Here is a 19,551-nt window from a genome sequence, read left to right as displayed (position 1 = left end):
GCCAGTGGTGTCCGTCATGTCCTGCTCCGTGTGTTGCGTGTGTCCGGCCGGACATGATGCCCGTCGCCGGTCGCGCGGCAAAGCGCGACGCCTACACTGGCGTTCAGTCCCGTTGCCCGGAATGCCGATGCGTCTCGCCCTGTTGCTGCCGCTGCTGCTGCTCACCACGTCCGCCGTCGCGCAGACAGCGATGGAGCGCGAACGCGCGACCCATGCGCGCGCGATCGCCGCGGGCTACAAGGCGCTGACGCTCTGCAGCGTGCAGTTCAATGCGGGCCGCACGCCCGGGCAGGCGCAGGCGCTGGAGCTCGTCGGCATCTATCCCGACTACCAGGACGACGTGCGGGTACTGGACGCGGTGGTCGGTACCGATGCGCACACGGTGTCCGTCGCGTTCGACGACGCGCTGCCGCCTCGCATCGCCGCGTGGCGTCCGAACCTCGGCTGCGCACAGTTGCCGATCGGTGCGGGTGCCGATGCGATCACCGCCTTGCCGCGCTTCGATACCGCGACACCGGATCTCGACGACCGGCCCTGGCCGCTCGGCGAACGCGACGCGACCGCTGCGCCGCGTGGCGATGCAGCCGCGCTCGACGCCGCCGTGGCTGCCGCGTTCGACACCCCGGCCTACGGCGAGGGTCATGCGACGACCGGCGTGCTCGTGCTGCAGGACGGGCGCATCGTCGCCGAGCGCTATCGCGATGGCTTCGGCCCGCACACTTCGCAGCGCACCTGGTCGGTGGCCAAGAGCCTAGCCGGCGCGCTGGTCGGGGTGGCGCAGGCGGCCGGCGAGCTCGATCCGTCGAAGCCGGCGCCGGTGCCCGAATGGCAGGCACCCGGGGACCCGCGCGGCGCGATCACCGTCGACCAGCTGCTGCGCATGAGCAGCGGCCTGCACAGCGACACCGCCGGCAACCGCACCGATGCGCTGTATTTCGGTGGCGTCACCGTGGCCGAATCCGCGACCGGCTGGCCGCTGGCGCATCCGCCCGGCACGCAGTTCCGCTACGCCAACAACGACAGCGTGCTGGCCGTGCACGCGCTGCGTGCGGCCACCGGCGACGAGGCCCGCGCCCTGTCGCGGCCGTTCACCGACCTGTTATGGCCGCTGGGCATGACCCGCACCGTCGCCGAGACCGACTGGCGCGGCGGCTTCGTGCTGTCGAGCCAGGTCTGGTCGACGGCGCGCGATCTCGCCCGTTTCGGCCTGCTGCTGCAACAGGGTGGCGTGTTCGAAGGCCGCCGCCTGCTGCCCGAGGGCTGGGTGCGCGCCGCGACCACGCCCGCCGGTCCGCAGCCCGAAGGCGATCTCGGCTACGGCGCCACCCTGTGGCTGATGCAGCGCGCGCCGGGCGTGCCGGCCGACACCTTCGCCGCGATGGGCAACCGTGGGCAGTACGTGATCGTGGTGCCGTCGCGCGGCGTGGTGCTGGTGCGGCGGGGGGAGGATCCGACCGGCAAGCGGTTCGATCCGGCCGCATTCACGGCGGCGGTGCTGGCCGGTCTGGACCCGGACGTGGCGCCGCGCTGAATCGCAGCTGGCACCGACCGACGACGACCGTCGCGTTTCACCGGCATCAGACAGGGCCGGGTCTAGCGTCGCCCCCAGCAGCACGTCCTCCCATACGCCTTATCGGCGCTGGCGTGCTCGCGGGACCCGCCATGACCAACGACCTCCACAACCGCGCCACGTCTCCAGACCCACACACGCCGGCCGATGCGGCCGCGGAGGGCCAGGACGCGCTCGAGGCCCAGTTCAAGGCCAGCCTGCCCCAGGCGCCGTACTATTCGGCCGGCCGCCACTGGAACGATTACGCCCCGGCCTACCGGTTCGGTCGCGACAGCCGCCAGCGCCATGCCGGCAGCCGGTTCGACGAGGTGGAGCGCCAACTCGAGAAGGAATGGAAGAGCGCGCGCGACACCTCGCGCCTGGGCTGGATCGAAGCCCGCGGCGCGGTCGAGGATGCGTGGTCGATGTCGCCCGATGGCGGCGATGTCGACGTCGCGCTCGATTCGCCCGGCCCGAAGGTCGGCTGAGCCGGCCATTGCCGATGCGGTGAATGCGACGCGGTACCATGGCGGTCTTTGCCGCGGTGCCCGCCCATGACCCGTTCTTCTGATTCTGACGCCCGCCACGGCGTCAGCCGCGACGACGCCGAATCGGCGGTCCGGACCCTGTTGCGCTGGGCCGGTGAGGACCCCGCGCGCGAGGGTCTGCTCGACACGCCGCGCCGCGTCGCCGACGCCTACACCGAGTGGTTCAGCGGCTATGCGACCGATGCGGACGCGTATCTCGCGCGGACGTTCGAGGAAGTCGGCGGTTACGAGGAAATGATCGTCCTGCGCGACATCGAGTACGAAAGCCACTGCGAGCACCACATGGCGCCGATCATCGGCAAGGTCCACGTGGGCTATCTGCCGGCCGGCCGGGTCGTGGGCATCAGCAAGCTGGCGCGCGTGGTCGAAGCCTATGCCAAGCGCTTCCAGGTGCAGGAAAAGATGACCGCGCAGATCGCCGGCTGCATCCAGCGCGCACTGGCGCCGTTGGGCGTGGGCGTCGTCGTCGAAGGTGCGCACGAGTGCATGACCACCCGCGGCGTGCACAAGCGCGGCGTGAGCATGATCACCTCGACGATGCTCGGCAGCTTCCGCGAAGACGCGCGCACCCGCGCCGAGTTCCTGCGTTTCATCGAAGTGGGCGGCAACCGCCGCTGAGGCGCGTGCCCGCCGGTACTTAGACGCCGGCGAGCGTGTCCCAGCCCATCTTGGCGATGAGCACGACCACCAGGGTCACGAACAGCTTGCGGATCACCGGCGTGCCGCCCCGCAGCGCGAGCCGGGTGCCGGCGAACGCGCCGGCTACGTTCGCCACCGCCATCGGCACCGCGAACGCCAGCAGCACGTGGCCCGAGGGCACGAAGAACGACAGCGCGGCCAGGTTGGTCGCGATGTTGACGATCTTCGATGCCGCGGTGGCGCGCAGGAAGTCGAGCCCGAAGAAGCGGATGAACAGAAAGATCAGGAAGCTGCCGGTGCCGGGGCCGAACAGGCCGTCGTAGAACCCGATCGCCGCACCCATCAGCAGCGCCAGCCCGAGCTCGCGACGCCCGACATCGCGCGGCCGGTGCAGCGCGCCGAAATCCTTCTTGACCAGCGTGTAGGCCAGCATCGCGATCAGCAGCGCGAGGATCAGCGGCCGCACCGCATCGCGCGGCAGCAACGTCACCGCGGTGGCGCCGAGGAACGAGAACACGAACGCGGTCGCCGCGGCGAACAGCACCGGCGCCCACGGAAAGCGGACGTTGCGCGCATAGCGCCAGCCGGCGGCGGCGGTGCCGAAGAACGAACTGAACTTGTTGGTGCCCAGCAGCGCCGCCGGCGTGTGCTGCGGCAGCGCGGTGAACAGCCCCGGCAACTGCACCAGCCCGCCGCCGCCGACCGCGGCATCGACCAGCCCGGCCATGAAGGCGACGCAGACCAGCCAGATCAGTTCGGGAAACAGCGCGTCCACGCGAGCGGCCGACAGCGGGGGGCGCAAAGCATACGGCTTGAGCGGCGATTGCGGCTGCCCTGAAGCCCTCCCCCGTGTTACGGGGGAGGGTTGGGTGGGGGCGAACCGTCAGTGGGTGCAGTTCAAGACTCGGGCGCAGATTCGCCGCGTGGGTCGGGCTCTCGTCGATCGGTCTGTTTGCCCCCTCCCAACCCTCCCCCGCGTTGCAGGGGAGGGCTTCGCACGTTCGTCCATCACCGAACCCGGGCGCCATCAGCGCTCGCGTACAATGTCGGACCGTTTGTCCGCGATCGAAATTCCGTGAAATCCCAGCTCCGCGCCCTGATCGAGCCGCTGGTCGCGCAGGCCATTGCCGCCCTGCGCGACACCGGCACGTTGCCTGCCGACTTCGCCACGCCCGCCTTCACCGTCGAACGTCCGAAGGACCGCAGCCACGGCGATGCGTCGACGAACGCGGCGATGCTGCTGGCCAAGCCCGCGAAGTCGAACCCGCGTGCGATCGCGCAGGCGCTGGTCGATGCGCTGCCGGTCAACGACTCGATCGCGTCGGTCGAGATCGCCGGCCCGGGGTTCCTCAACTTCCGCCTCACCGCGAACGCGTGGCGCGACCAGCTGGTCGCCGTGCACACGCAGGGTGATGCCTTCGGCCGCAACGACAGCGGCGCCTCGCAGACCGCCGGCGTCGAATACGTGTCGGCGAATCCCACCGGCCCGCTGCACGTCGGCCACGGCCGCGCGGCGGTGATCGGCGACTGCATCGCGCGCGTGCTCGATGCCAACGGCTGGCACGTCAAGCGCGAGTTCTATTACAACGACGCCGGCGTGCAGATCGAGAATCTCGCCCGCTCGACCCAGGCGCGCGCCAAGGGCTTCAAGCCCGGCGACGCGCAGTGGCCGGCCGATGCCTACAACGGCGACTATATCGGCGATGTCGCGCGTGCGTACCTCGATGGCGCGACCGTCGAGGTCGACGGCCACACCGTCGCGGGTATCGACGATGCCGACGATCTCGACGCGATCCGCCGCTTCGCGGTGGCGTGGCTGCGCCGCGAGCAGAACGAGGACCTTGCCGCGTTCGGCGTCGGCTTCGACGTGTATTTCCTCGAGTCGTCGCTGTATGCCGACGGCAAGGTGGAAGAGACCGTGCGCGAGCTCGTCGCCCACGGCCACACCTACGAGGAAGGCGGTGCGCTGTGGCTGCGCAGCACCGACTACGGCGACGACAAGGACCGCGTGATGCGCAAGTCCGACGGCACCTACACGTATTTCGTGCCGGACGTGGCCTACCACCTGTCGAAGTGGCAGCGCGGCTACACGCGCGCGATCACCGAACTCGGCGCCGACCACCACGGCTCGCTGGCGCGCGTGCGCGCGGGTCTGCAGGCGCTCGACGCCGGCATTCCGCAGGGCTGGCCGGAATACGTGCTGCACCAGATGGTCACGGTGATGCGCGGCGGCGAGGAAGTGAAGCTCAGCAAGCGCGCCGGCAGCTATCTGACGCTACGCGATCTGATCGACGAGGCCGGCCGCGATGCGACGCGCTGGTTCCTGGTCGCGCGCAAGCCCGATTCGCAGCTGGTATTCGACATCGACCTGGCGCGCAGCCAGTCGCTCGACAACCCGGTGTACTACGTGCAGCTCTCGCACGCGCGCATCTGCGGCCTGCTGCGCAAGCTCGGCGACGCGGGTCTCGCGTTCGATCTGCAGAACGGCCTGGCGCAGTTGCCGGACATGACGGACGTCGCGCTGCGCGACGTGCTGATCGATCTGTCGCGCTGGCCGGAAATCGTCGCCGTCGCGGGCGCACAGCTTGAACCCCACCTGATCGCGACCTACCTGCTGGAGCTGGCACAGGGCTTCCAGACGTACTACAACGATCACCAGTTCCTGGTCGACGACGCCGACGTGCGCGACGCGCGTCTGGCGCTGGCCACTGCAGTGCGACAGGTACTGCGCAACGGCCTCACGCTGCTCGGCGTGCAGGCCCCGGAGGCGATGTAATGGCGGCACGACGCGGCAAGACCCAGGCCCGACGCAACGGCGGCAGCTCCGGCGGATTGCCGGGCTGGGCGTGGATGATCATCGGTGTGGTGCTCGCACTGGGCATCGTGTTGGCGGTACCGCGCCTGCTCAAACCCGACTCCCAGGACGGCTTCTTCCGGCCGAGCCCGAATCCCGATGCGCAGCCGGCGGTCAGCACGACGGACGCGGACGCCGAACCCGAACTGCCGACCCCGGCCGGCCAGCGACCGCGCGCCGCCACGGGCTCGCAGGGCACGTCGACCGACTACGATTTCTACACGATGCTGCCCGAGCAGGAAGTCCCGATGACGGACGCCGAACTCGCCGCCAGCACGCGCGCCGAAGCCCAGCGCCAGCAGCGCGCCGAGGCGCAGCAGCAGGCGCTGCAGGCCCAGCATCCCGACGCCGCCGACATGGCCGGCGGCGCGACCACCGGTCCGCAGCCCCTGCCCGAACAGCGCCCGACGCCCGCGCAGCAGGCGACCACTGCGCCGGCCACCGCCGCCAGTGCCACGCCGGCCGCAGCCGGTGATGCCCGCTACATCCTGCAGGCCGGCTCGTTCAGCGCCTCCGGCGACGCCGAAGCCCTGAAAGCCCGCATCGCCCTGCTCGGCCTGACCGCACGCGTCGAATCGGGCGAAGCCGCCGGCCGCACCGTCTACCGCGTCCGCATGGGGCCCTACGGCACCGCGACGGATCTGGCGGAAGCCAAGCAGAAGCTCGGCAATGGCGGCCTGCCGGCACTGGCGATCAAGGCGCAGTAAGCAAGCGTCTTCCGCCCCAGGTGGAGTGACTGAACACCTCTGCCTCGGGGAGAAAGCCTGCCCCGGACCTGATCCGGGGTCGACGCGCAGCGCGCGTCGGGTGAGGGCAGAGCTCCCGCGCTTTGGTTCGACACCCGGCGGCTGTCTTGCCCTCACCCCAACCCCTCTCCCAGGGGGAGAGGGGCTCAAAAGCGCTAATCGCGTTCTAAGGCTGAGCCCCCTTCGAATCAGCCGACGCCTCCCCACCTCCCCATTCCGTGCCCCCCGTCCCATCCGGATCGCAGCCCACGCGATCCGCCTGCGGACAATGGAGGCTCAAGGGAGGAAGGGCGCCATGACCATCGAAGCGGCACTGATCAAACCCGTCGTCGACGTGCTGCTGGCGCTGTTCCAGCAGGGCAGCGATCTCAAGCTGAAGCACAACGCGCAGGCGTCGGTGCGCGAGGCGATCCGCGAACTGTTGCAGGCCAATCCGGACGAGAACCGGGCGGCGGCGCGCATCGCGATCGCGCGCGCCGCCGGCATCCTGTCCGAGGACGTGGTGCTGGCCGAGGACATGCTGCAGAAGCATCGCGCGACCAAGGCACGCACACGCGGCAAGTCGACGACCGGGCGGCGACGCGTGCCGAGCGAACCGGTCGAGACCGACACGCCGGCACGCAAGCCGCCGGCGAAACCCGGTCCCGGCACTCCGACATCACACTGAGCCTGTAACGTTCGACGCTCCCGTCTCCGGAGCGTGGCCATGGCCGGTGTCCTCGTGTTCGCGGCGTTGAGCCTGCTGTGGTGCTGCAGCGAGCTGTGGATCGGACTGCGCCATCGCGCGTCCGATCGCAGTCGCGATGCCGGCACGCTGGCGCGCCTGGTGCTCGTGATCGGCGGCTGCGTGACCGTCGCGCTGGTCGTGTCGATCTGGCCGCCCGGGCGCTTTCCTCCCGCGTGGCAACCGCTGCTGCTGTGGAGCGGCTGCGCGCTGATGCTCGCCGGCATGCTGTTCCGCTGGTGGGCGATCCGCGTGCTCGCCGAACATTTCACCGTCGATGTCGCCATCGCCGCCGATCACAAACTGATCCGCAGCGGCCCGTACCGGACGCTGCGCCATCCTTCGTACACGGGCCTGCTGATCACCTTTGCGGGATTCCTGTGCGTGCTCGGCAGCTGGCTGGCGCCGCTGGTCGTCGCCGCGCCGTTGTGGTTCGCGCTGCGCGGGCGGATCCGCATCGAGGAAGCCGCGCTGTCGGCGGCGTTTCCGGTCGACTATCCCGAGTACGCACGCACCACGCGTCGGCTGCTGCCCGGCATCTGGTGAGCCGGCGCGGCGACGTCACCGGGTAAGCTGTACCACCCCGCACGTTGCCGAAGCCGCATGACCACCCAGCCCACGACCGCCCTCAGCGACACCGAACTCGACCGGCTGGATGTGCTGCTCGACCGCTGCACCGATCCCGAAACCGGCCTCGGCAATCTGGAAATGCTCGACGGGTTCCTGTCCGCGCTCGCGGTCGGGCCTGTCGACGTCGAACTGCCGACGGTGTTCCCGGCGATCTGGGGCACGGGCGAGGTGCCGCGCCGCGACGAGCGCCAGACCCGCGAAGCCGAGGCGCTGATCACGCGACTGGCTGCCGAAGTCGAACAGCGCATCCGCCACGATCCCTCGGAAGCAAGCGATCGCGAATCGCTGATGCCGCTGCTCGGCCTGCCGCCCGAATCCGAGGGTGACGAAGACAAGGTCGACGACGCCGATGCGCTCGACGGCATTCCCGAGGACTTCCCGTTCGCCGCGGCCTGGGCCGCCGGCTTCCTGCGCGGCGCCGCGCAGTTCGAAGACGCGTGGGCGAAGTGGATGGAAGACCACGAGGCGATCGACAACGATCTGGGCGTGATCACGCGCCTGGCGATCGTGGATCCCTCGCAGCTCGCAGATGCCGAAATGACGGCCGAGGAGATGCTGACCCTCGACGAGCGTTTCGACCTGACCTATGACCTGCCGGACATGCTCTACGACATGTACCTGCAGCGTCTGCACGACCGCCGCCCGGCGCCGGCCAAGCGCGCCGACGTGCCCGGCCGCAACGATCCCTGCAGCTGCGGCAGCGGCAAGAAGTACAAGAAGTGCTGCGCGGACCAGGCGTCCGAGTAAGCCGCAGCTCGGCGCGGACGACTCGCGCCCGCGTTGCCTGATGCCGCATCGATCGCGCGCCGCCCGCCGGCGCGCTGCGTCCCGAGGAGACCCGTCATGACCCGCACCATTCTCATCACCGGCGGCACCTCCGGTTTCGGCGCGGCCGCCGTCGCACGTTTCCTCGCCGGCGGCTGGCGGGTGATCGCGACCGGCCGGCGCGCCGAGCGCTTGCAGGCGCTGGTCGATGCGCACGGCAGCGAGCGCCTGCACACCGCCGCGTTCGACATCCGCGACGAGGCCGCGATGCATGCCGCGCTCGCGGCGCTGCCGGCCGACTTCCGCGACATCGACGCACTGGTCAACAACGCCGGTCTCGCGCTCGGTACCGCGCCGGCGCAGCGCGCCGACCTCGCGCAGTGGCGGCAGATGATCGACACCAACGTCACCGCACTGGTCACGCTGACGCATGCCCTGCTGCCGACGCTGATCGAACGGCGCGGCGCGATCCTCAACGTCAGCTCGATCGCCGGCAGCTATCCCTATCCCGGCGGCAACACCTATGGCGGTACCAAGGCCTTCGTCACCCAGTTCTCTCTGGGCCTGCGCAGCGACCTGCACGGTACCGGCGTGCGCGTGACCTCGATCGAACCGGGCCTGGCCGAAACCGAGTTCACCCTCGTGCGCACCAGCGGCGACCAGAGCGCGTCCGACACGCTCTACACCGGCGCGCAGCCGATCGTCGCCGACGACATCGCCGAGACGCTGTGGTGGGTGGCGAACCTGCCGCCGCACCTCAACATCAACCGGCTCGAAGTGATGCCGGTCAGCCAGTCGTTCGCGGGCTTCCAGATCCATCGCGAGGTTTGATCGGACGTCGCGACTCGCAGGCCTCGGTGAACGCTCGCGTGTGTTGGCGGACTCTGCGGGCGCTGTCGCGTGTCGCCGACGGGCCGACGCTACAAACATAGTTGAGCCGAACTCAAACGCCTCGTCATCCCGGCGAAAGCCGGGATCCAGTGACTTTGTGTGCAGCCATCCGGCGCCCAGTGGCGCCGCGACAGTTGCGCTCGATACGCGCTCCAGCCCTCAAGACGCTGGATTCCGGCTTTCGCCGGCATGACGAGTTCTGACCGTCATCGCTTGAGTAAGTCGGGTCGCACACAACGCGCGCCCCATTGTCGTGGTTTCCGCTTACTGCAGCGGCGCCCACACGAAGCTGCCCTCGCGGCGCACGATCCGACCCAGTCCCGGGTACGGGAAATGCGGCGAGGCCACAGTGACGCCGCTGTCGGCCGCGCGCGCCAGCAGGGCTTCGCGGCTGGCCTCGGCGGCCGGCGCATCGCCGTCGAACGCGATCGTCCACTGCGGCCGCTGCACCGACACCGCGAAGTGGTGCGCGCCGTCGCCGATGTAGAACAGGCGCGCATCGCCGTCGACGATCTCGTAGGCGCTGTGCCCTGCCGTGTGGCCTTCGACCGCCACCGCAGTGACGCCCGGCACCACCTCAGCGCCCGGTGCGAATGCGTCGACGCGCGGCGAGATCGCCGCCGCCAGCGCGGCATTCGCAGGGTCGGCCTGCAACGCCTGCCATTCTGGCGCCGAGAGGTGCACGGTCGCGCTCGCGAACACGGCCTGGCCGGCATCGTCGAGCAGCCCGCCGACGTGGTCGGGATGCGCGTGGCTGATGAAGATGTCGGTGACCTCCGCCGGCTCGACGCCTGCGGCGCGCACCGACGCCGGCAGACGTCCCGCATCGGCGAAGTCGGCATCGCCGGCGCCGGTGTCGAACAGCAGCACGCGGTCGCCGCTGCGCACCAGCAGGGCCTGCACGCTCAGATGCACGGTGTCGGTGGGTTCGCCGGCTTTCGTCAGCAGCGCATCGACTTCGGCCTTCGGTGCGCCGACGCCGACGGTCTTGCCGTCATTGGGAAACCGGATGTCGCCGTCGCGCAGCACAACTGCATCGAGCGTGCCGATCTTGAAACGATGCACGTCGGCGCTGTCGGCGGCGGGCGCGGCGTCGGCGGTCGTCATCGGCGGCGGCGGTGCATCGACGGTGGCCGGCGGCGGCGCGGGCTCGGCGCAGGCAACGAGCACGGCGGCGAGGGCAATGGCGAGCAGCGCGCGGGCAGGGCGGACAGAACGCATGGACAGAACTCCGGAAAAGGGACGCGGCCGTTTTGGGGCCGGAAACGATGCCCGGCAAGCATAATCCCGGGGCAGGTTTCGATTGATTGCACCGGAGGCCTGATGCATTCCGTGATCATTGCCGCGATGCCAGCGAAAGAAAATCCGACGCAATGGCACGCCGCTGCTGGACGCATGTGTTGCTATCGTGGTCGCGACACCATGCAAGGAAGCAGGACACATGAAAGGACACATCGCCGCATTGCTCGCGATATCGCTGCTCAACCTGTCTCCAGCACACGCGGACCCGCGCGCCGCCGCGCATGTTGAGAACATGTTCCGCGTCGTGGATACGAATCGCGACGGCGTTATCACGATTGCCGAGAGTGATGTCGCGATCGAAACCGAATTCCGGAAGTTCGACCTCGACGGCGATGGCATCTGGAGCTACGCCGAAGTGAGCAAGCAACAACTTGACGCAGGCGCCTCGCAACTACCGCCCGACGTGCAGGCGAAGGTCATTGCAGGCGTCTACGCCAACTACGATCTGGACGGCGACCGACGTATCACGCTCGCGAACTACCGGCAGGTCCAGACCGCAATGCTGTTGCAGGCGGACTTCGACAAGGACGGCCAGGTGACACTGCAGGAAGCGCGCCAGCTGCATGGCGTGGTCGCGCCCTGACCGTCCGGCGCGTCACTCGAGCGGCGTGTCGTCCAGATACGTGTAGCCGGTGAGTCCGGCTTCCAGCGCGTCCTTGAGCCGCTGCGATTCGTCCGCGGCCAGCGCGGCATCGTCGACCAGCGTGGTGTAGCGCGCGCGCAGGTCGTCGAGGCGATAGCCCACGTAGTCGAGCATCACGTCGGTGGTGTCGCCGCGACGCTGCTGCACGACCGTGATGCCGTCGCCCTCGATCTTCACTTCGACCGCGTCGGTGTCGCCGAACAGGTTGTGGATGTCGCCGAGGATTTCCTGGTAGGCGCCGACCATGAAGAACCCGAGCCGGTACTGCTCGCCCTTGCGCAGCGGATGCAGCGGTAGCGAGGTGTCGAGATCCTCGTTCTCGACGTAGATGTCGATCTTGCCGTCGGAATCGCAGGTCAGATCCGCGATCACGCCGCGACGCTCGGGCAGTTCGTCGAGGCGTTCGATCGGCACGATCGGGAACACCTGGTCGATCGCCCACACATCCGGCATCGATTCGAACACGCTGAAATTGACGAAGTACTTGTCGACCAGGCGCTCGTTGAGTTCGTCGAGCAGCGGGCGGTGGCTCTTCTCGTCGAAGGTCAGCCGCGCGCGCACCGCGTGCGCGATCGCATAGAACAGATCGTCGATGCGCGCGCGATGCGTCAGGTCCAGCTGGCCCAGGGCGTAGAGCGCCAGCCCTTCGGCGTGATGGTGCTGCGCTTCGTGGAACAGCTCGACCGCCGGACGCGAGGTCAGTTCGGTATGGAGCTCGCGCAGGTTCGCGACCACGGACGGCTCGTCGTCGTGCACATCCGGCACGCGACCCTCGGGCGCACGTTCGACTTCGGACACGTTGGCGACCAGCACCGCGTGGTGCGCGGTCATCGCGCGACCGCATTCGGTGACGATGCGCGGCGGTGTGAGACCGTGCTCGGCGCAGGCCTGCGCCAGCGGTTGCACGATCGAACCGGCGTATTGGCGGATGCCGTAGTTCACCGAGTTGTAGCTGCGCGAACGCGTGCCTTCGTAATCGACGCCGAGACCGCCGCCGACATCGACGTGGGTGATCACCGCGCCCAGCTTGGTCAGTTCGACGAAGTACCGCACCGCCTCGCGCATGCCGTTGGAGATGTCGCGGACGTTGGAGATCTGCGAACCCATGTGGAAATGCAGCAGCTGCAGGCAGTCCGCCATGCCGGCGTCGCGCAGCTTCTTCCACAGGTCGAGCAGCTGGCGCGGATTGAGCCCGAACTTGGCCTTGTCGCCGCCGCTGTTCTGCCACTTGCCGGCGCCGAGCGAAGCCAAGCGCATGCGCACGCCGAGACCCGGCTTCACGCCGAGCGCCGCGGCTTCTTCCATCACCAGCGCGAGCTCGGACGGCTTCTCGACGACGATGAAGGTCTCGAGGCCCAGCTTGCGGCCGATCAGCGCGAGCCGGATGTATTCGCGGTCCTTGTAGCCGTTGCAGACCACGAGCCCGCCCGGACGCGACAGCGCCAGCACTGCCATCAGTTCCGGCTTGCTGCCCGCTTCCAGACCGAAGCCGTCGCCGTGGTGCGAGGCCAGCGTGCCGGCGACGCCCTGATGCTGGTTGACCTTGATCGGATACACGGCCGTGTAGCCGCCCGGATAGTCCCACTCGGCCTGCGCCTGCGCGAACGCGTCCTGCAGGCGCGCGAGGCGGTCACCGAGGATGTCGGGGAAGCGCACCAGCATCGGCAGCTGCGCGCCGTTCGCGCGCGCGGCGTCGACCGCCTCGGGCAGCGCGATCGACGGGCCCTGCTGGCCGCGCGGCGACACCACGATGCGGCCGGCGTCATCGACGTCGAAATACCCCTCGCTCCAGTGCGGGATCGAGTAGGTCTTGCGGGCGAGGTCGGTGGACCAGGCGGTCATCGGCGGCATTCCGGTCGAGCGTGAAGGCCGCATAGTCTAGGGGCTGGCAGCCGAACCTGTGGTGACACCGCCGGCGTCAGGCTTGGCCGTGGCGATAGCTGGGCGCACCCGCGCACTTGCGGACACGCCGCGCCACGCGCCGCTGGTTGGGTGCGGTGAAGGCCACCCAGCTCCCCGGCAGCTGCAGCGCGTCGACCATGCGCTGCAGCGCCGCGTCCTCACCGAACACCAGGCCACGCCACTTCACCAGCACCAGGAAGTGCGGCGGCCCGGCCGGGTCGCCGTCGATGTGCTTGCGCACGATCCACGCACGGCCCACCTTGCCGGTGCTCGCCAGCGAGGCACGGGCCGCGTCCAGCGCGGCGTCATCCAGGCCATGCGGCAACAGCGTGTCGTGCACGGACAGGGCATTGCGAGCCTGCGCTGCATCGCGGCGCAGGCGATCGCGCGCCTGCTGGTCGCCGACCACGCTGTCGAGCGCATCGAGTTCGTCGTGCCGGTGATGGAATTCCGCCAGCACCTCGTTGACCGCGTCGCCAGCGTCGGGATCGAGCATGCGCGCGCGGTGCAACAGGTCGATGCCGGCCCGGTTGTCGCGCGCGAGCAGCAGCACGCCGAGGCGGTAGTGTGCGAATGCATCATCCGGCGCCCTGCGCACCGCATCGAGGTACAGCGGCACCGCATCCACATGCGGATGCAGGCGCTCCACCAGGGCGGCATGTTCAACAGCCTCGGCCGGCGTGCGTTCCAGCTGGCCTTCCAGTTCGCCGAGCCGGTCGCTGTCGAGCGCATGCGCGCGATGTCGTTCGCGCCAGCCGTCCTCGACCCGCAGCCGCCAGTCGTCGCTGAAGTCCGCTTCCAGCACCGGCAGCAGATCGCCGAGAAGAGCTTCGGCCGCGCTGCGCTCAGGCGGTGCCGCATCCCCGGCGGCGACACCCAAAGCCTGCAGGCGCTGGGCGAGCGAAGGATGGGTGTCGTGGACGTCGGCGCGCGCGGTCAGGCGCTTCGCGATGCGGGCATCGTCGTCGGCGTGACGACTGCGCAGGGCGGCGGCCATGTCGCGCTGCAGACCACGCGGCGGCTCGCCCTCGCGCCGGTTGGCCTCGACCACCGACGGCCAGAACTCGTGCTCGAGCCGGGCGGCGCCGATGTTGACCCGCACCAGCGCGCTGCCGGCGACATCGGCGCCGACCAGACGCGCGGCCATGGCATCGGCCTGGTATTCGTTCTGCCGCGCCAGCACGAAGCTGTAGGCATCGAAATAGGGCGCGTACCACCGGAAGAAACGTTCGAACAGACCGCTGGCCCAGGCGCCGCGGCCGGCCAAGCCGTCAAGCACGCGATACCAGCTCACCCGCACGCGGTGGATCCAGCCCGAGAAGCGCCCGTGGCCGCCGCCGAAATGGCCGAACTCGTGCGCCACCACCGAGGCGAACTGTTGGCGGTCGAGCAGTTGCATCAGCGGCAGCCCCAGCACCAGGTAATGCCGATGTCCGAGCAGGCCCAGCGCGCGCGGCACGCTGGCCGCGGCGGCGTTGAGTTCGTCGTCGATCAGGATGCCCGACAGCTTCGGTGCCTTCGCCGCGCGACGCAGGCGTTCGACCTCGGCGACCAGCGCCGGCGCCTCGCCGGGCGCGAGCAGGTGGCCGGACGGCGCCTCGAAGCGCACCCATAGTGCGCGCAGCACCACCCAGCCGAACGCGACCGGAATCCAGACCACCTTGGCCAGCTTCGCCAGCAGGATCGGACTGATCGCGAGCAATACGACAACCAGCCCGACCGACAGGCCGAGCGCGAGAACCACAGCGCCGCCGAGTACACCGAACCCCAGCCCGGCCAACAGCGCCAGTTGCACCCGGTACGCGGTGGGCGCGCGCTGCGCGAACGCTTCCAGCCGCGCGACGCGCGCACGGCGATCCGATTCCGACATCATCCCTGTCATCCCCTGTCGCGCCCCCGGCGCATCCCCGCCGCCAATCCTATGGGGACCGGCCGCCGCGGGGAAGCCGCGGCATGCTGCGCGCAAAGGGGCCGCGCCATGCCTGCCACGGGGCCTCGGCTACAATGCGCGCCCCGCAATCGCCCGGAATCCCCGCATGGCCGCCCCGAACTGGCTCTACGAAAACTTCGACACCGCCGGCTCGGCGATCGGCTTCCGCGTCAACAAGAAGCTCGACGAAGTGCAGTCGCCGTTCCAGAAGATCGAGATCTATGGATCGACCGACTGGGGCAACGTCATGCTCATCGACGGCGCGATGATGGTCACCACGCGCGACAACTTCCTGTACCACGAGATGATGTCGCACCCGGCGCTGTTCACCCACGCCGATCCGAAGACCGTCGTGATCATCGGCGGCGGCGACTGCGGCACGCTGCGCGAAGTGCTGCGTCACCCGGGCGTCGAGAAGGCCGTGCAGTGCGACATCGACGAGCAGGTCACGCGCATGGCGGAGAAGTACTTTCCCGAGCTGTGCGAATCCAATGGCGACCCGCGTGCCGAGATCCTGTTCGACGACGGCATCGCGTATATGGCGAATTGCGAACCCGGCAGTGTCGACATCGTGATCGTCGATTCGACCGATCCGGTCGGCCCGGCCGAAGGCCTGTTCAACAAGGCGTTCTTCGAAAGCTGCCATCGCGCGCTGAAGGATGACGGCATTCTCGTGCAGCAGTCCGAATCGCCGCTGGTGCTGCTGGACCTGATCAAGGCCATGCGCACCGAGATGGGCAAGGCCGGCTTCACCACGTTCCAGACCCTGCCCTTCCCGCAGCCGTGCTACCCGACCGGCTGGTGGAGCTGCACGCTGGCACGCAAGGGCCAGGGCTTCGATTTCCGCGACGCCGACGCGCGCGCCAAGCCGTTCGAAACGCTGTACTACACCGCCGACATCCACAAGGGCGCGCAGTCGCTGCCGCCGTTCGTGGCGAAGGCGTTGGGCGAGGGCTGAGCCACCGCGTCAGCCGCATCCGCTGGATACGACGAGGCCCCGCATTGCGGGGCCTCGTGCGTTGCGGCGCAGTGCAAGCTCAGATCGCGTCGGAATCCAGCTCTCCGGTGCGGATGCGCACCGCGCGCTCCAGGTCGTAGACGAAGATCTTGCCGTCGCCGATCTTGCCCATGCCGGCGGACTTGAGGATCGCTTCGACGACGTTGTCGACGATGTCGTCGGTGATCACGATTTCGAGCTTCACCTTCGGCAGGAAATCGACCACGTACTCGGCGCCGCGATAGAGCTCGGTGTGGCCCTTCTGGCGACCGAAGCCTTTCACTTCGGTGACGGTGATGCCGTTGACCCCGACGTCGGCCAGCGCTTCGCGCACGTCGTCGAGCTTGAACGGCTTGATGATGGCCATGACCATTTTCATCGCATGGGCCTCCCCGGTATGGATTCGGGGACAGGATACGCCACGCTCACGCGGCGCCCCACACGATCACGGCAACCGCGGCTTGTCGCGGCCCCACCCGCATGCTGTAGTGCCGCCCCGCCAGGCGCCGGGATTCCCCTACCGCGCCCCAGGGCCACTGCCGACGGCATGCACGTACCCGCCGGGCGAGTCTGGCCATGCAATCAAGGACACCGTGATGATCGATCTGAACTCCGTCGACGAACTCGCCCGCCGCCTCAGCAGCCTGGTGCCGCCGGGGCTGCGCGAGAGCCGCGAAGAGATCCAGGAAAACTTCAAGGCCGTGCTGCAGTCGGGCCTGACCAAGCTGGATCTGGTGACCCGCGAGGAATTCGAAGTCCAGCGCGCGGTGCTGCTGCGCACGCGCGAGAAGCTCGAGGCACTGGAAGCGCAGGTGCGTCAGATCGAGGCCCAGTCGTCGCCGGCGAGCGCCGCGTCGACCGGTAACGCGAGCAACACCGCCCACTAGAGGACACACCATGGGACTTGCGCTCGTGCACGGACGTGCGCGCGCAGGCATCCGCGCCCCCGAGGTCAAGGTCGAAGTGCATCTCGGCGGCGGACTGCCGTCAATGTCGATCGTCGGGTTGCCGGAAGCGGCGGTACGCGAAGCCAAGGACCGGGTCCGCGCCGCGATCCAGTGCGCGCAGTACGAATTTCCCGCGCGCCGCATCACCGTCAATCTCGCGCCCGCCGACCTGCCCAAAGGCGGTGGCCGTTTCGACCTGCCGATCGCGCTCGGCATTCTCGCCGCGAGCGGACAGATTCCTGCAGATGCACTGCGCGACTGGGAATTCGTCGGCGAGCTCGGCCTGACCGGCGAACTGCGCGCGATCGATGGCGCATTGCCGGCCGCACTCGCGGTGGCCGGCACCGGACGTTCGCTGCTGGTACCGGCGGCAAACGGCGCCGAAGCCGCACTCGCCTCCGATGTCGCCGTGCACACTGCGCGCACGCTGCTCGAAGTCTGCGCGATGCTCGGCGGCCAGAAATCGCTGCCGCAGGCCGTCCCGCCGCCGCAGCGGGACCTGCCGACGATCGATCTGCGCGATGTGCGCGGACAGGCGCAGGCGCGGCGCGCGCTGGAGATCGCGGCAGCCGGTGGCCATCACCTTCTTCTAATCGGGCCGCCGGGGTGTGGCAAGACACTGTTGGCCTCGCGCCTGCCCGGCCTGCTGCCGCCTGCCAGCGAAGCCGAAGCACTCGAGACCGCAGCGGTGCTGTCGGTCAGTGGACGTGGACTGGACCCGAGCGCCTGGCGCACGCGGCCGTTCCGCAATCCGCATCACACCGCGAGCGCAGTGGCACTGGTCGGCGGTGGCGCCGAACCGCGGCCGGGTGAGATTTCGTTGGCGCACAACGGCGTGCTGTTCCTCGACGAATTGCCGGAATGGCAGCGGCATGCGCTGGAGGTGCTGCGCGAACCGCTGGAATCGGGGGTCGTCACGATCTCGCGCGCCGCGCGCCAGAGCGAATTCCCGGCGCGTTTCCAGCTGGTCGCGGCGATGAACCCGTGCCCCTGCGGCTGGGCCGGCGACGTCTCCAGCCGGTGCCGGTGCAGCAGCGACGTCATCACCCGCTACCGCGCACGCATCTCCGGACCGCTGCTGGACCGCATCGATCTGCACGTCGACGTGCCACGCCTGCCACCCGCGGCCCTGCGCCCCGATGCGCCGGGCGGCGAGCCCAGCGCCGACGTCGCCGCGCGCGTCGCGTCGGCACGCGATCGGCAACTCGCGCGCGCCGGCACGCTCAACGCCCAGCTCGACCAGAGTGCGACCACGCGCGATTGCCGGCTCGCCTCGAAGGACCAGGCCCTGCTCGAGCGCGCGATCGAGGCCCTGCATCTCTCGGCCCGCTCGATGCACCGCATCCTGCGCGTCGCACGGACGATTGCCGATCTCGACGGCAGCGAGGCCATCGCCACGGCGCATCTCACCGAGGCGCTCGGCTATCGGGGTGCCAGCGGCGGACGCGCGCCCCAGACCTGAGCCGGCGCGCCGCCGCCGTGCCATGTCCGCCGCTACATGGTTCCGGGTGGCTCAGCTTTGCGCACGCGTGCGCATGCGCATCCAGAGACGGGCGACCAGAACGGCGACGACTACGAAAAGCCACAATGGCCACATGGCCACCAGCGCAACCGTGACATCGAGCACGCCCTGCCAGCCGCCGCGCAAGGCCTCTCCGATCCGGGAGAAGAATCCCGGCCGGTGCTGCGCGAATGCAGCGTCCGGATCCGGCCGCTCGCTGCGCCGGACCTGCGCCGGCTGATACAGCGACAACGACAGCGTTGCGAATGCGATGCGGTCTTCGACCTCGCGTTGCGCCACGCGGGCGTCGTCGCGCGCGGCCAGCGCCTGCTCGCGAGCGGCGAAGGCCTCGCTCTTGCGGTCCAGTCGATCTTCGTCACGGACGGCCTGGCCCAGCGACTGCTGCAAGGTCTCCGACCGCGTCTGGGCAAGCTGCTGGCGCAGCAGATCGAACTGCACGTCGCGGGCCTCGAAGTCGCGGCTGTCGAGGAACGTCATCTGCTCGGCGAGCGCACGCAGGAAGGCCTGCGCGCGATCGCTGGGCACGCGGACGACGAGCTCGCCCTGTGTCGTGTATTCGGTCAGCTCCAGCAGTCGTCCGTCACCGATCTTGTGGCGTTGCACGTCCTGCGTATCGGAGCTGATCCGGTTGGAAACCACGAATCCGTCCTGGCTGGCCGCGAGGTCTTCGATCGCGAGCGCCGACCGGTAGACGTCATCCACCGAGAACCGCACATCCGCGGTTCGCACGAAGCGGCGTCCTGCATCGTCCTGGGTCATGGCGCCGGATGCCATCTGCACGGCCGCGTCGACCGGCGCGCCCGCGGCCGACGCGTCTTCCGCAGAGACGGCCTCGGCCTGCGGCGCGTCCACCGACGCGGATGCCATCTCCGCCGCGTCCCCGGGCTGCCTCGCGCAACCCCCCATCAGCATCGCCAGTACGCAGGTCGACCACGCAACGCGTCGGAACTCAAGCATGAAGC

At 69.3% G+C, this 19,551-nt stretch carries 19 protein-coding genes; 13 read left to right on the top strand and 6 right to left on the bottom strand.

The window, feature by feature from the left end; translation table 11 throughout:
• Positions 1-127: 127 nt before the first annotated feature.
• From V3391_RS13135 to folE, 3 genes are all read left to right on the top strand, one after another.
• Complete coding sequence (locus tag V3391_RS13135) at positions 128-1,531, top strand: serine hydrolase domain-containing protein (RefSeq protein ID WP_332078884.1); 1,404 nt, start codon at positions 128-130, stop codon at positions 1,529-1,531.
• Positions 1,532-1,662: 131 nt separating this feature from the next.
• Entirely contained in the window at positions 1,663-2,037 is a 375-nt protein-coding gene (locus tag V3391_RS13130) for a hypothetical protein (RefSeq protein ID WP_332078883.1), read from the top strand.
• Between the two features lie 66 nt (positions 2,038-2,103).
• The gene (folE, locus tag V3391_RS13125) at positions 2,104-2,715 is read left to right on the top strand and encodes a GTP cyclohydrolase I FolE (protein WP_332078882.1); all 612 of its coding nucleotides are present in this window, start codon (positions 2,104-2,106) and stop codon (positions 2,713-2,715) included.
• 19 nt (positions 2,716-2,734) lie between these two features.
• On the opposite strand, the gene V3391_RS13120 is transcribed toward folE, so the two are convergent.
• Entirely contained in the window at positions 2,735-3,511 is a 777-nt protein-coding gene (locus V3391_RS13120; RefSeq protein WP_332078881.1) for a sulfite exporter TauE/SafE family protein, read from the bottom strand.
• Positions 3,512-3,811: 300 nt separating this feature from the next.
• On the opposite strand from V3391_RS13120, the gene argS reads away from it, so the two are divergent.
• From argS to V3391_RS13090, 6 genes are all read left to right on the top strand, one after another.
• Positions 3,812-5,512 carry an arginine--tRNA ligase gene (gene argS / locus V3391_RS13115; RefSeq protein WP_332078880.1) on the top strand — a complete coding sequence of 567 codons (1,701 nt, stop codon included), beginning with the start codon at positions 3,812-3,814 and terminating at the stop codon, positions 5,510-5,512.
• Positions 5,512-6,297, top strand: coding sequence for an SPOR domain-containing protein (locus tag V3391_RS13110; RefSeq protein ID WP_332078879.1), 786 nt, complete (start codon positions 5,512-5,514; stop codon positions 6,295-6,297). The genes argS and V3391_RS13110 overlap by 1 nt, the downstream gene beginning before the upstream one ends.
• A 334-nt stretch (positions 6,298-6,631) precedes the next feature.
• Positions 6,632-7,003, top strand: coding sequence for a hypothetical protein (locus V3391_RS13105; RefSeq protein WP_332078878.1), 372 nt, complete (start codon positions 6,632-6,634; stop codon positions 7,001-7,003).
• A gap of 39 nt (positions 7,004-7,042) precedes the next feature.
• Entirely contained in the window at positions 7,043-7,606 is a 564-nt protein-coding gene (locus tag V3391_RS13100) for a methyltransferase family protein (protein ID WP_332078877.1), read from the top strand.
• A gap of 57 nt (positions 7,607-7,663) precedes the next feature.
• Positions 7,664-8,437, top strand: a complete 774-nt coding sequence (locus V3391_RS13095) for a UPF0149 family protein (RefSeq protein WP_332078876.1) — start codon at positions 7,664-7,666, stop codon at positions 8,435-8,437.
• Positions 8,438-8,533: 96 nt separating this feature from the next.
• Positions 8,534-9,286 (top strand): SDR family NAD(P)-dependent oxidoreductase, encoded by a 753-nt coding sequence (locus tag V3391_RS13090; RefSeq protein WP_332078875.1) that lies wholly within the window; start codon positions 8,534-8,536, stop codon positions 9,284-9,286.
• Positions 9,287-9,610: 324 nt separating this feature from the next.
• Here the strand turns inward: V3391_RS13090 and V3391_RS13085 are convergent, their stop codons facing one another.
• Positions 9,611-10,567 carry an MBL fold metallo-hydrolase gene (locus V3391_RS13085; RefSeq protein ID WP_332078874.1) on the bottom strand — a complete coding sequence of 319 codons (957 nt, stop codon included), beginning with the start codon at positions 10,565-10,567 and terminating at the stop codon, positions 9,611-9,613.
• Between the two features lie 241 nt (positions 10,568-10,808).
• On the opposite strand from V3391_RS13085, the gene V3391_RS13080 reads away from it, so the two are divergent.
• Positions 10,809-11,231, top strand: coding sequence for an EF-hand domain-containing protein (locus V3391_RS13080; protein ID WP_332078873.1), 423 nt, complete (start codon positions 10,809-10,811; stop codon positions 11,229-11,231).
• Between the two features lie 12 nt (positions 11,232-11,243).
• Here the strand turns inward: V3391_RS13080 and speA are convergent, their stop codons facing one another.
• Together speA and V3391_RS13070 are read right to left on the bottom strand one after the other, a co-directional pair.
• Complete coding sequence (speA, locus tag V3391_RS13075; protein ID WP_332078872.1) at positions 11,244-13,133, bottom strand: arginine decarboxylase; 1,890 nt, start codon at positions 13,131-13,133, stop codon at positions 11,244-11,246.
• A 76-nt stretch (positions 13,134-13,209) separates the two neighbouring features.
• Positions 13,210-15,066, bottom strand: coding sequence for a M48 family metalloprotease (locus tag V3391_RS13070; RefSeq protein WP_332078871.1), 1,857 nt, complete (start codon positions 15,064-15,066; stop codon positions 13,210-13,212).
• Positions 15,067-15,229: 163 nt separating this feature from the next.
• Between V3391_RS13070 and speE the strand changes: the two genes are divergently transcribed.
• On the top strand, positions 15,230-16,081 hold the full coding sequence (gene speE / locus V3391_RS13065; protein WP_332078870.1) for a polyamine aminopropyltransferase: 852 nt from the start codon (positions 15,230-15,232) through the stop codon (positions 16,079-16,081).
• 79 nt (positions 16,082-16,160) lie between these two features.
• Here speE and V3391_RS13060 read toward each other — a convergent pair whose 3' ends face one another.
• A complete protein-coding gene (locus V3391_RS13060; protein ID WP_232136472.1) occupies positions 16,161-16,499 on the bottom strand; it encodes a P-II family nitrogen regulator in 339 nt (112 codons plus the stop codon).
• Positions 16,500-16,716: 217 nt separating this feature from the next.
• Between V3391_RS13060 and ubiK the strand changes: the two genes are divergently transcribed.
• Together ubiK and V3391_RS13050 are read left to right on the top strand one after the other, a co-directional pair.
• The gene (gene ubiK, locus V3391_RS13055) at positions 16,717-17,007 is read left to right on the top strand and encodes a ubiquinone biosynthesis accessory factor UbiK (protein WP_332078869.1); all 291 of its coding nucleotides are present in this window, start codon (positions 16,717-16,719) and stop codon (positions 17,005-17,007) included.
• 10 nt (positions 17,008-17,017) lie between these two features.
• Positions 17,018-18,529: a YifB family Mg chelatase-like AAA ATPase gene (locus tag V3391_RS13050; protein ID WP_332078868.1), complete on the top strand. Its 1,512-nt coding sequence runs from the start codon at positions 17,018-17,020 to the stop codon at positions 18,527-18,529.
• A gap of 51 nt (positions 18,530-18,580) precedes the next feature.
• Here V3391_RS13050 and V3391_RS13045 read toward each other — a convergent pair whose 3' ends face one another.
• A complete protein-coding gene (locus tag V3391_RS13045) occupies positions 18,581-19,546 on the bottom strand; it encodes a DUF4349 domain-containing protein (RefSeq protein ID WP_332078867.1) in 966 nt (321 codons plus the stop codon).
• Positions 19,547-19,551: the final 5 nt, after the last annotated feature.

Origin of the sequence: Luteimonas flava (assembly GCF_036584485.1) — a bacterium.
GTDB lineage: Bacteria > Pseudomonadota > Gammaproteobacteria > Xanthomonadales > Xanthomonadaceae > Luteimonas > Luteimonas flava.
Note: the sequence above shows the minus strand (reverse complement) of the source record. Positions and strands in the feature narration are given on the sequence as shown.

What these genes read in the sequence shown, in the direction of transcription:
- V3391_RS13135 (WP_332078884.1), top strand. Translation starts at nt 128, where the DNA reads ATGCGTCTCGCCCTGTTGCTGCCGCTGCTGCTGCTCACCACGTCCGCC.
- V3391_RS13130 (WP_332078883.1), top strand. Translation starts at nt 1,663, where the DNA reads ATGACCAACGACCTCCACAACCGCGCCACGTCTCCAGACCCACACACG.
- folE (WP_332078882.1), top strand. Translation starts at nt 2,104, where the DNA reads ATGACCCGTTCTTCTGATTCTGACGCCCGCCACGGCGTCAGCCGCGAC.
- V3391_RS13110 (WP_332078879.1), top strand. Translation starts at nt 5,512, where the DNA reads ATGGCGGCACGACGCGGCAAGACCCAGGCCCGACGCAACGGCGGCAGC.
- V3391_RS13105 (WP_332078878.1), top strand. Translation starts at nt 6,632, where the DNA reads ATGACCATCGAAGCGGCACTGATCAAACCCGTCGTCGACGTGCTGCTG.
- V3391_RS13100 (WP_332078877.1), top strand. Translation starts at nt 7,043, where the DNA reads ATGGCCGGTGTCCTCGTGTTCGCGGCGTTGAGCCTGCTGTGGTGCTGC.
- V3391_RS13095 (WP_332078876.1), top strand. Translation starts at nt 7,664, where the DNA reads ATGACCACCCAGCCCACGACCGCCCTCAGCGACACCGAACTCGACCGG.
- V3391_RS13090 (WP_332078875.1), top strand. Translation starts at nt 8,534, where the DNA reads ATGACCCGCACCATTCTCATCACCGGCGGCACCTCCGGTTTCGGCGCG.
- V3391_RS13085 (WP_332078874.1), bottom strand. Translation starts at nt 10,567, where the DNA reads ATGCGTTCTGTCCGCCCTGCCCGCGCGCTGCTCGCCATTGCCCTCGCC.
- speA (WP_332078872.1), bottom strand. Translation starts at nt 13,133, where the DNA reads ATGACCGCCTGGTCCACCGACCTCGCCCGCAAGACCTACTCGATCCCG.
- V3391_RS13070 (WP_332078871.1), bottom strand. Translation starts at nt 15,066, where the DNA reads ATGATGTCGGAATCGGATCGCCGTGCGCGCGTCGCGCGGCTGGAAGCG.
- speE (WP_332078870.1), top strand. Translation starts at nt 15,230, where the DNA reads ATGGCCGCCCCGAACTGGCTCTACGAAAACTTCGACACCGCCGGCTCG.
- V3391_RS13060 (WP_232136472.1), bottom strand. Translation starts at nt 16,499, where the DNA reads ATGAAAATGGTCATGGCCATCATCAAGCCGTTCAAGCTCGACGACGTG.
- ubiK (WP_332078869.1), top strand. Translation starts at nt 16,717, where the DNA reads ATGATCGATCTGAACTCCGTCGACGAACTCGCCCGCCGCCTCAGCAGC.
- V3391_RS13050 (WP_332078868.1), top strand. Translation starts at nt 17,018, where the DNA reads ATGGGACTTGCGCTCGTGCACGGACGTGCGCGCGCAGGCATCCGCGCC.
- V3391_RS13045 (WP_332078867.1), bottom strand. Translation starts at nt 19,546, where the DNA reads ATGCTTGAGTTCCGACGCGTTGCGTGGTCGACCTGCGTACTGGCGATG.